11 protein-coding genes and 1 pseudogene are annotated in these 10,596 nt (G+C 52.9%); 9 read left to right on the plus strand and 3 right to left on the minus strand.

Annotation, left to right across the window (positions count from 1 at the left end; translation table 11 throughout):
- The first annotated feature begins 205 nt into the window (after positions 1 to 205).
- Positions 206 to 1,450, plus strand: coding sequence for a serine/threonine transporter SstT (gene sstT, locus FDX01_RS16875; RefSeq protein ID WP_096755585.1), 1,245 nt, complete (start codon positions 206 to 208; stop codon positions 1,448 to 1,450).
- A 16-nt stretch (positions 1,451 to 1,466) separates the two neighbouring features.
- On the opposite strand, the gene FDX01_RS16880 is transcribed toward sstT, so the two are convergent.
- The 3 genes from FDX01_RS16880 to uxaC form a co-directional block, all read right to left on the minus strand.
- Positions 1,467 to 2,021 (minus strand): YgjV family protein, encoded by a 555-nt coding sequence (locus FDX01_RS16880; RefSeq protein ID WP_115257430.1) that lies wholly within the window; start codon positions 2,019 to 2,021, stop codon positions 1,467 to 1,469.
- Positions 2,022 to 2,241: 220 nt separating this feature from the next.
- Complete coding sequence (locus tag FDX01_RS16885) at positions 2,242 to 3,729, minus strand: altronate dehydratase family protein (protein ID WP_096755583.1); 1,488 nt, start codon at positions 3,727 to 3,729, stop codon at positions 2,242 to 2,244.
- Between the two features lie 13 nt (positions 3,730 to 3,742).
- On the minus strand, positions 3,743 to 5,155 hold the full coding sequence (gene uxaC / locus FDX01_RS16890; protein WP_096755582.1) for a glucuronate isomerase: 1,413 nt from the start codon (positions 5,153 to 5,155) through the stop codon (positions 3,743 to 3,745).
- A gap of 473 nt (positions 5,156 to 5,628) precedes the next feature.
- Here uxaC and FDX01_RS16895 point away from each other — a divergent pair, with 473 nt between their 5' ends.
- The 8 genes and pseudogenes from FDX01_RS16895 to FDX01_RS23915 all read left to right on the plus strand — a co-directional run.
- Positions 5,629 to 6,930: an MFS transporter gene (locus tag FDX01_RS16895; RefSeq protein ID WP_096759328.1), complete on the plus strand. Its 1,302-nt coding sequence runs from the start codon at positions 5,629 to 5,631 to the stop codon at positions 6,928 to 6,930.
- A gap of 132 nt (positions 6,931 to 7,062) precedes the next feature.
- Positions 7,063 to 7,839, plus strand: a complete 777-nt coding sequence (gene exuR / locus FDX01_RS16900) for a transcriptional regulator ExuR (RefSeq protein ID WP_096755581.1) — start codon at positions 7,063 to 7,065, stop codon at positions 7,837 to 7,839.
- Between the two features lie 350 nt (positions 7,840 to 8,189).
- The gene (gene yqjA, locus FDX01_RS16905) at positions 8,190 to 8,852 is read left to right on the plus strand and encodes a DedA family general envelope maintenance protein YqjA (protein WP_045447871.1); all 663 of its coding nucleotides are present in this window, start codon (positions 8,190 to 8,192) and stop codon (positions 8,850 to 8,852) included.
- Positions 8,853 to 8,855: 3 nt separating this feature from the next.
- Positions 8,856 to 9,239 (plus strand): EnvZ/OmpR regulon moderator MzrA, encoded by a 384-nt coding sequence (mzrA, locus tag FDX01_RS16910; RefSeq protein WP_137400187.1) that lies wholly within the window; start codon positions 8,856 to 8,858, stop codon positions 9,237 to 9,239.
- Between the two features lie 147 nt (positions 9,240 to 9,386).
- On the plus strand, positions 9,387 to 9,755 hold the full coding sequence (locus tag FDX01_RS16915; protein WP_096759327.1) for a DUF1090 domain-containing protein: 369 nt from the start codon (positions 9,387 to 9,389) through the stop codon (positions 9,753 to 9,755).
- A gap of 33 nt (positions 9,756 to 9,788) precedes the next feature.
- Positions 9,789 to 10,094 carry a YqjD family protein gene (locus FDX01_RS16920; RefSeq protein WP_096755579.1) on the plus strand — a complete coding sequence of 102 codons (306 nt, stop codon included), beginning with the start codon at positions 9,789 to 9,791 and terminating at the stop codon, positions 10,092 to 10,094.
- Between the two features lie 2 nt (positions 10,095 to 10,096).
- Positions 10,097 to 10,492 carry a phage holin family protein gene (locus FDX01_RS16925; protein ID WP_096755578.1) on the plus strand — a complete coding sequence of 132 codons (396 nt, stop codon included), beginning with the start codon at positions 10,097 to 10,099 and terminating at the stop codon, positions 10,490 to 10,492.
- Positions 10,492 to 10,596 (plus strand): annotated as a pseudogene (locus FDX01_RS23915) (hypothetical protein); the annotation flags it as partial. The gene FDX01_RS16925 and the pseudogene FDX01_RS23915, both read left to right, overlap by 1 nt.

Below are 10,596 nucleotides of genomic sequence, written 5' to 3' on the forward strand. Positions count from 1 at the left end.
TGTGCGTCGGGCTTTCTGTTTAACATGTCATCACGATGTTAATTTAAAGTTATAAAATATGATCTCAGCGTAAAATCCAGGATATTTCGCTTCCCGAAGCGTGTTCTTTCCTTATACTCAGCCATGCAAACATTTGCCTCACTCTGAAAGATGCGTCTATAGAACGCACAAGGGTCAGGCGACAACACAATAAAAGGATTACGAAATGACTACGCAACGTTCGTCGGGGCTGATCTCGCGTTTGGCGCAAGGGAGCCTTGTTAAGCAAATTTTGATAGGTTTAGTACTGGGGATTGCGCTGGCACTGATCTCAAAACCGGCTGCAGAAGCCGCTGGTTTGCTGGGCACCCTGTTCGTCGGCGCATTAAAAGCCGTCGCTCCCATCCTGGTTCTGATGCTGGTAATGGCCTCTATTGCGAACCATCAGCATGGGCAAAAAACCAATATCCGTCCGATTCTGTTCCTCTACCTGCTCGGTACCTTCTCCGCGGCATTAGCGGCAGTGGTGTTCAGCTTTGCCTTCCCCTCGACGCTGCATCTTGCCAGCAGCGCTAACGATATTGTGCCACCATCGGGCATTGTCGAAGTGATGCGTGGGCTGTTGATGAGTATGGTGTCGAACCCGATTGATGCCCTGCTTAACGCGAACTATATCGGCATTCTAGTATGGGCCGTCGGCCTGGGCTTTGCCCTGCGCCACGGGAATGAAACGACCAAGAATCTGGTCAACGATATGTCCAACGCCGTCACCTTTATGGTGAAACTGGTGATTCGTTTCGCCCCTATCGGTATTTTCGGCCTGGTCTCCTCCACGCTTGCCACCACGGGTTTTGCTACATTGTGGGGCTATGCGCAGCTGTTGGCAGTGCTGGTAGGTTGTATGCTGCTGGTGGCGTTCGTGGTCAACCCGCTGCTGGTGTTCTGGAAAATTCGTCGCAACCCGTATCCGCTGGTGCTGGCTTGCCTGCGTGAAAGCGGCGTGTATGCCTTCTTTACCCGCAGCTCTGCCGCCAACATTCCGGTGAATATGGCGCTGTGTGAGAAGCTGAATCTGGACCGCGATACCTACTCGGTTTCTATCCCACTGGGTGCAACCATCAACATGGCTGGCGCGGCGATCACCATTACCGTGCTGACGCTGGCAGCGGTGAATACACTGGGGATCCCGGTTGATTTACCGACTGCGCTGCTGTTGAGCGTCGTGGCATCGCTTTGTGCCTGTGGCGCATCTGGCGTGGCGGGTGGCTCTCTGCTGCTGATCCCACTGGCGTGTAATATGTTCGGTATCCCGAATGATATCGCCATGCAGGTAGTTGCCGTCGGCTTTATTATCGGCGTGTTGCAGGACTCCTGTGAAACCGCACTGAACTCCTCAACCGACGTATTGTTTACCGCTGCAGCCTGCCAGGCTGAAGACGAACGTCTGGCAAACAACGCCCTGCGCGGCTAATCACTTTTCCCCTCCGTCATGGTGCGGAGGGGTTTTCTTTCTGTACGCTTTTTTCAATTTTGAAGGGATCTATCCCCCGTTTTTGCATGCGTCTGAAACGAATAATATTCAGGCCGTTCATCACCAGAAAACTGCCTTCAATCATCGTGCCGCCAATCGATCCCAACCAGAAATTATGCACCACCCAGCAGGCAGTCGCGCACCACATCACACAGCGGACGGTTAATCCTTTACAGCGAAACAGCGCCCAAGTGCTGGCCAGCGTGCCAATAATGGGGAGTAACTCCATCGCATGCTGTAGTTTCGCCAACCCAAGAACCAGCGTGAGAACGATAAAAACGGTCATCACCCACAGTTTGCGGGTGCGCATCGAGACCAGGGTTCGGATGGTGTTTAGCTCCGCACTCATCCCCGCGGGCCAGGCCCCCATCAAAAAGAAGTGTACCCCGATAGTGGCACTATAGACGGCAAGCTGCAGCCGGAAGCGGCGCTCATCGCGGTTGAAAAAGGTGGTAATCCCGATCAGAAAGGCGATGACACCTACGCCCTGGGCCAGCCAATACGCGGTCATGAAAAATCCTTGTGAGGAAATGCAAAAACAAACGGCGCCTCATATTATGAAACGCCGTTTTTAAAATCTACTCTATTTCGATTACCCAATAGATTTCGTGCGACAGCAAGGCGACAAGCATGTAGGCCGGATAAGGCGTTTACGCCGCCATCCGGCAACGGTTTATGCCTGATGGCGCTACGCTTATCAGGCCTACTGATCGCGTAGGCCTGTACAATTATTACAACGTTACGCCACTTTTGAAAATAGCCAGCTCGCGGAAGTCATTACGTTCGTTACAGGTCGGTTTACCATTAGCAAACTCGACGATGGTATCGACAAACTCATTCAGCAGTTGAGGCATGGCTTTACCGTGGATCAGCTGTCCCGCATCAAAATCGATCCAGTGCTTTTTCTTCGCCGCCAGCTCGCTGTTCGTGGCAATTTTCACCGTCGGTACAAAGCCGCCGTAAGGCGTGCCGCGACCGGTACTGAATAGCACCATATGGCAGCCAGCACCCGCCAGCGCGCTGGTGGCAACGGCGTCGTTCCCCGGCGCGCTTAACAGATTCAGACCGTGCGTTTTTAGCCGTTCACCGTAACGCAATACATCGACAACCTGGCTGGAACCCGCTTTCTGCGTGCAGCCCAGTGATTTATCTTCCAGCGTGGTGATGCCCCCCGCCTTGTTACCCGGTGACGGGTTCTCATAAATCGGCTGGTCGTGGGCAATGAAGTACTGCTTGAAGTCATTGACCATCGTCACCAGCTTACCAAACGTCTCTTCGTCACGGCAATGGCTCATCAGCAGTTGCTCAGCGCCAAACATTTCCGGAACTTCGGTCAGCACGGTGGTGCCACCGTTGGCAATCACATAGTCGGAGAAACGTCCCAGCATCGGGTTAGCCGTGATGCCGGACAGGCCGTCAGACCCGCCGCATTCCAGACCAAACTTCAGCTCGCCCAGTTTACCCGGCTCACGCTTATCGTGGCGCATCACGTTGTACAACTGATGGAGATGTTCGATCCCCGCCTCCACTTCGTCTTCCTGATGTTGGCAGACCATGAAGTGCACGCGTTCAGGATCGAACTCGCCCAACGTTTCGCGGAAGGCATCCACCTGGTTGTTTTCACAACCAAGCCCCACCACCAGCACCGCCCCCGCGTTCGGGTGACGCACCATGTTTTGCAGCATGGTGCGGGTGTTGATGTGATCGTCACCCAGCTGCGAGCAGCCGTAGGTGTGGCTGAAAAGATGAACGCCATCGATGCCTTCAGCATCGTTGGTCTCTTTCAGGAAGCGGGTCTGCATCTGTCGCGCCATGGCATTGACGCAGCCGACCGTCGGCAGGATCCACAGTTCGTTACGCACCCCGACATCGCCGTTGGCACGACGGTAGATCTGCACATCGCGATCTGCCGGTTGTACCTCAGGTTCCTGAAAGTCGGGTTGATAGCTATATTCATCCAGATCGCTCAGATTGGTGCGCGTATTGTGAGCATGGATATGTTCACCCGCCGCAATATCCGCCAGAGCATGGCCAATCGGCAGGCCATATTTAATGACGTTCTCACCCTGAGCAATATCGCTCAAGGCAAATTTGTGTCCACGTACAACGTCCTGTCGTAGCGTTACGGTATGGCTATCTACACTAACCTGCGTGCCTTGCGCCAGATCGGCCAGCGCAACCGCAACGTTATCCAGCGTATGGATCTTGATGTATTGCATATCAACCCGGACCTTAGTTCAGTTCAATGGCAAAATAATCGCGCGCATTGTTGAAGCAGATATTTCTCACCATTTCACCCAGCAGCTGGATATCTGCCGGGGCTTCACCCGCGGCAACCCAGCGGCCAATCATCTGGCACAGAATGCGGCGGAAATATTCATGGCGCGTATATGACAGGAAGCTACGGCTGTCGGTTAGCATGCCGACAAAACGGCTCAGCAGACCGAGCTGCGCCAACTGCGTCATTTGGCGTTCCATTCCGTCTTTCTGATCGTTGAACCACCAGCCGGACCCGAACTGCATTTTTCCCGGCATACCTTCGCCCTGGAAGTTGCCGATCATGGTGCCCAGCACTTCGTTGTCGCGCGGGTTCAGGCAGTACAGGATGGTTTTTGGCAGCAGGTTTTCTTCGTTCTGCTTGCTCAGCAGTTTGGAGAGTTCTTCCGCAACCGGACGATCGTTGATCGAATCGAAGCCCACATCCGGCCCCAACAGTTTGAACTGACGCAGGTTGTTATTACGCAGTGCGCCAATATGGTACTGCTGGACCCAACCACGACGGGCATATTCCGCACCAAGGAACACCAGCACGGCCGTTTTAAACTGCGCCACTTCATGCTCGCTCAGCGTTTCACCGGCCAGACGACGCGTCAGGATGTTGTCGAGTTCAGATTCATTAGATTCAGCAAACAGCACTACATCCAGCGCATGGTCAGACACTTTACAGCCGTGTGCAGCGAAGTGATCCAGGCGTTTGGTCAGCGCGGTTTGCAGATCGGTGAAGCGACGGATATCGGTGTCGGACACCTCACCCAGCTTCGTCATGTAGTCGTTAAAGGTTGCCTGCTCAATATTGAAGGCTTTATCCGGGCGCCAGCTCGGCAGCACTTTGACGGCAAAGGTGCTGTCCTTGGCGACCGAGGCGTGATGTTCCAGTGAATCAATCGGATCGTCAGTGGTACCGACCATTTTCACGTTCATCTGCTGCATGATGCCGCGCGCGGAAAATTGTTCCTGCGCCAGCAGTTCGTTGCACTGATTCCAGATTTCATCCGCCGTCGCAGGCGACAGCAGCTTACCTGTAATACCAAACGGGCGACGCAGTTCAAGATGCGTCCAGTGGTAAAGCGGGTTGCCAATAGTGTGCGGAACCGTCGCGGCCCAGGCGTCAAACTTCTCACGATCGGACGCATCGCCGGTACACAGGCGCTCAGCAACACCGTTAGTACGCATAGCGCGCCATTTGTAGTGATCGCCTTTCAGCCAGATGTCATACAGGTTGTTAAAACGGTAGTTGTCCGCGATTTGCTGCGGCGGCAGATGGCAGTGGTAATCGAAGATTGGCTGATCTTTGGCGTAATCATGATACAGACGGCGGGCAAATTCGGTATCCAGCAGAAAATCTTCAGTCATAAACGGGGTCATTATCGTCTTCCTCTCAGCGAGTGCGTCAGATTGCTTATGTTTTGATGCTGACAAAGTTATCACACCAATTTCCACAGACTGAAGATATTTTCGTGAGTTAGATCAACAAATGGCGACAAAAAAATTACTCTCAAAGAGGTAAATCTTACGCCAGCCCGCGCCAGCACTGGCTTTGCTGAATCGAAATAATGACCACACGAAGATTCACACTTTTGTGATGGCACTCACCTTTTAAAGCTGTATGACAAGTTATCTTTTTGCCGTCGCAATACATAAGCCGACGGAATGCAAATTACCGATGGTCCACCATCGGATTGACCGGTACGGAAACCGAATTAGCACGATTCTTGAAATGGCAAAGTTCGGGGAGTCCCGGTTTTTTTCGGTCACCCCTTTCGTAAAAAGAACATCCTCCGCCCTACACAGGAAGATGACCGCTCGTTCGCGGAAATAACAAAACGATGAGGTTTTACATGCGTAAAATTAAAGGGTTACGTTGGTATATGATCGCACTGGTGACGCTTGGCACCGTGCTGGGTTACCTGACGCGTAACACTGTGGCGGCAGCTGCGCCAACGCTGATGGAAGAGTTACACATCTCCACTCAACAGTATTCCTATATCATCGCAGCGTACTCTGCTGCTTACACCGTTATGCAACCCGTTGCTGGCTACGTTCTGGACGTGCTGGGAACAAAAATAGGTTACGCGATGTTCGCCGTTCTGTGGGCCGTCTTCTGTGGCGCGACTGCACTGGCTGGAAGCTGGGGTGGACTGGCGCTGGCGCGAGGCGCGGTCGGTGCAGCTGAAGCGGCGATGATCCCAGCGGGTCTGAAAGCCAGCTCGGAGTGGTTCCCGGCCAAAGAGCGCTCCATTGCCGTCGGTTACTTTAACGTCGGTTCCTCTATTGGCGCGATGATTGCGCCGCCGCTGGTAGTCTGGGCCATCGTGATGCACAGCTGGCAGATGGCGTTCATTATCTCTGGTGTCCTGAGCTTCATCTGGGCCATGTGCTGGCTTGTGTTTTACAAACACCCGCGCGATCAGAAAAAACTGTCCGACGAAGAACGTGATTACATTCTCAACGGCCAGGAATCACAGCATAAAAACGGCACGGCGAAGAAAATGTCCGTCGCGCAGATCCTGCGTAACCGCCAGTTCTGGGGCATTGCACTGCCGCGTTTCCTGGCAGAGCCGGCCTGGGGTACCTTTAACGCCTGGATCCCGCTGTTCATGTTTAAAGTTTACGGCTTTAACCTGAAAGAAATTGCCATGTTCGCCTGGATGCCCATGCTGTTTGCTGACCTCGGCTGTATCGTTGGTGGGTATCTGCCGCCGCTGTTCCAGCGCTGGTTCGGCGTCAACCTGATTGTGTCACGTAAAATGGTCGTCACCATGGGCGCATTCCTGATGATTGGCCCGGGCATGATTGGTCTGTTTACCAGCCCGTATATTGCCATCGCGCTGCTGTGCGTCGGGGGCTTTGCTCACCAGGCCCTGTCCGGTGCGTTGATCACCCTCTCTTCTGACGTCTTTGGTCGTAATGAAGTGGCTACAGCGAACGGTCTGACCGGGATGTCTGCCTGGCTGGCAAGTACCCTGTTTGCGCTGGTCGTGGGCGCCCTGGCTGACACTATCGGCTTTAGCCCACTGTTTGCGGTACTGGCAGTATTCGACCTGCTCGGTGCGTTAGTCATCTGGACGGTGCTGCAAAACAAACCGGCCAGCGAGGTCGACTCGGGACCGCAAACCGGCGATCCCGCACCACAAAGTTGACCTGACTCAATCACCAACGAAATACGTTCAAAGCCGCCAGCGTTCTGGCGGCTTTTTTATCGTCACAAGTGGAGCCAAATTCGCAAAAGTGGTATAACAAATAGAGTCTGCCGTATCATGCCTGGAGCGCATATGGAAATCACCGAACCACGACGTTTGTACCAACAACTTGCTGCCGATCTGAAGGCGCGCATTGAGCAGGGTGTTTACCTGGTGGGTGAAAAACTTCCCGCCGAGCGCTTTATCGCCGATGAAAAGAACGTCAGCCGTACCGTGGTCCGTGAAGCCATTATCATGCTCGAGGTTGAGGGCTACGTTGAGGTGCGTAAAGGATCCGGGATCCACGTCATCTCTAACCAGCCAAAACACTACGTCGCGCCAGATGCCAATCTTGAGTTTGCCAGCTACGGTCCATTTGAACTGCTGCAGGCACGCCAGCTTATAGAGAGCAATATTGCCGAGTTTGCCGCCACCCAGGTGACCAAACAGGACATCATGAAACTGATGGAAATCCAGGAGAAGTCGCGCAACGAAAAAAGCTTCCGTGACTCCGAGTGGGATCTCCAGTTCCATGTGCAAGTGGCGCTGGCAACGCAAAATACCGCACTGGCGGCGATTGTTGAAAAAATGTGGACTCAGCGTGTTCACAACCCGTACTGGAAGAAATTGCACGATCACATCGACCTGCGCACGGTAGATAACTGGTGCGATGACCATGACCAGATCCTACGGGCATTAATCCGTAAAGATCCTCATGCTGCCAAACTGGCGATGTGGCAGCACCTTGAGAACACCAAACAGATGCTGTTTAACGAAACCAGCGATGATTTTGAGTTCAACGCCGACCGTTATCTTTTTACCGATAATCCGGTGGTTCATCTGGATACGGCCGCTAACGGGGCAAAATAAGCGTTCTCATATTCACAGGCGCGCCAGGGCGCCTGTTTCTGACGCTCGGTAAGCATTAGGTATAAAGTGTCAGCCTGTGTAAATCCTCTCGCCACCCTCCTTTGCGATAAGCAAAATCACGGTTCAGCGACCGTAATTTCTATAACGGACTACGTTGACCTTTGTTACAATTACATGCGTTTTGAATTTTTGTGTATCAGTGCTTGCTTACTTTGCAACTTAACAGGGAACAGTTCAGGCCGTGAATTTGTGTCAGACCGCGATACATGCAAAAAAAGATCAATAATATTGCGGCGTTACAAACTCCAGAAAACCGGCATGACGACAACCGATTTCTCCAGGAATACTGAATGGAACTACTGACTCAATTACTGAATGCCTTGTGGGCTCAGGATTTTGAAACTCTGGCCAATCCGTCGATGATTGGCATGCTGTATTTTGTCCTGTTTACCATTTTGTTTCTGGAAAACGGGCTGCTTCCTGCGGCCTTTTTACCTGGTGACAGCTTACTGGTGCTGGTCGGCGTGCTTATTGCTAAAGGCGCAATGGGCTTTCCACAAACGGTGCTGCTCCTCACCACCGCGGCCAGCCTCGGCTGTTGGGTCAGCTACATTCAGGGACGATGGCTGGGGAATACCCGCATCGTGCAAAACTGGCTTTCTCATCTTCCCGCGCATTATCATCAGCGCGCGCACCATCTGTTCCATAAACATGGCCTGTCTGCGTTGCTGGTCGGGCGATTCATTGCCTTCGTCAGAACGCTGCTGCCGACCATTGCAGGACTCTCCGGCCTGAACAATGCGCGCTTTCAGTTCTTCAACTGGATGAGCGGACTGCTGTGGGTCTTGATCCTGACGTCACTCGGTTATCTGCTGGGCAAAACACCGGTGTTCCTCAAGTACGAAGATCAGTTAATGTCGTGCCTGATGCTGCTTCCTGTTGTTTTACTGGTGTTTGGCCTCGCCGGTTCACTGGTTGTTTTATGGAAAAAGAAATACGGGAACCGGGGATAAATTATGCTGCTACCACGCATAACGCTCCGACGATTGGCCTGGACAGCCACCTTTATCCTGTTTTTAGGCGCGCTTATCCTGACCTGGTCTGCCATTCGTCAGCAGGAGTCGACGCTAGCCATTCGCGCCGTTAATCAGGGCGCCAGCATGCCAGACGGTTTTTCTATCTGGCATCATCTGGATGCCAACGGCATTCGCTTTAAAAGCATTACCCCGCAAAATGATGCGCTGCTGATCACCTTTGATTCCAGCGCGCAAAGCGCAGCCGCGAAGGTCGTTCTCGACAGAACGTTACCGCACGGCTTCGTCATCGCCCAACAGGATGATGATAATCAGGCGGTGCAGTGGTTATCACGTTTGCGTGATAACCCACACCGTTTTGGTTAACTTCCAGGAATCTGAATTATTTCACCCACTTTGGTGATTTCGCCGTTTAGTGCCTATGATTAATAAGCTGGGTTTATGGCCCACGCTTTTTTATCTGGAGCAACGACCCTCGCGTTACCGGGTCGAATCACAATGGAAGGTTCAAGTATGAAATACCGCATCGCTTTGGCTGTTACCCTTTTCGCTCTCAGTGCCAGCAGCTACGCCAACACCCTCTGTCAGGAAAAAGAACACGATATTCAGCGGGAGATTAGCTATGCCGAAAAGCACAACAATCAGAGTCGTATCAACGGCCTGAACAAGGCCCTGAGCGAAGTCCGGGCCAATTGTTCTGACAGCAAGCTACGTGCCGAGCATCAGAAAAAAATTGCAGAACAGAAAGATGAGATCGCCGAGCGTAAACGTGATCTCGCCGAGGCGAAACAAAAAGGCGATACAGATAAAATCACCAAACGCGAGCGCAAGCTTGCCGAAGCTCAGACTGAACTGAAAGAACTCGAGTCACGCGATTACTAAGTACGGTAACGACCCACTCACCTGGAGAAAACTATGTCAAAAGATAATGCTACGGAACACCTGCGCGCTGAGCTGAAATCCCTTGCGGATACGCTTGAAGAGGTACTGAGCTCCTCTGGCGATAAGTCGAAAGAAGAGTTGAGTAAAATTCGCAGTAAAGCAGAACGCGCGCTGAAAGAGAGCCGCAATCGCCTGGGTGAAACCAGCGATGTGATTGCTAAGCAAACTCGCGAAGCCGCGGCAAAAGCCGACAACTACGTACGCGAAAATCCATGGACAGGCGTTGGTATTGGCGCTGCGGTCGGCGTGGTGCTTGGCGTACTGCTGTCGCGCCGCTAACAATGGCGGACTCCGATCACGCACAAGGTCCAGGCAAAAACGTACTGGGTATCGGACAACGGATCATCACGATCCTCGTTGAGATAGTTGAGACCCGGTTACGTCTGGCCGTTGTTGAACTGGAAGAGGAAAAAGCCAACCTCTTTCAGCTACTGCTGATGCTGGGGCTAACTATGCTGTTCGCAGCATTTGGCCTGATGAGCCTGATGGTGCTTATCATCTGGGCCATTGACCCTCAGTACCGTCTCAACGCGATGATAGCCACCACCGTTGTGCTGTTGCTTCTGGCGCTCATTGGCGGGATATGGACGCTACGTAAAGCCCGTAAGTCAACGCTGTTACGTCATACCCGCCATGAACTTGCTAACGACAGGCAGGCCCTGGAGGATGATGCATAATGAGCAGTAAAGTCGAACGCGAAAAACGTAAGGCGCTGCTGCTTAGTCAGATCCAGCAGCAACGGCTGGATCTGACCGCCACCCGCCGCGACTGGCTGGAGGTC

Source organism: Citrobacter sp. wls613, assembly GCF_005281195.1.
GTDB lineage: Bacteria > Pseudomonadota > Gammaproteobacteria > Enterobacterales > Enterobacteriaceae > Citrobacter > Citrobacter gillenii.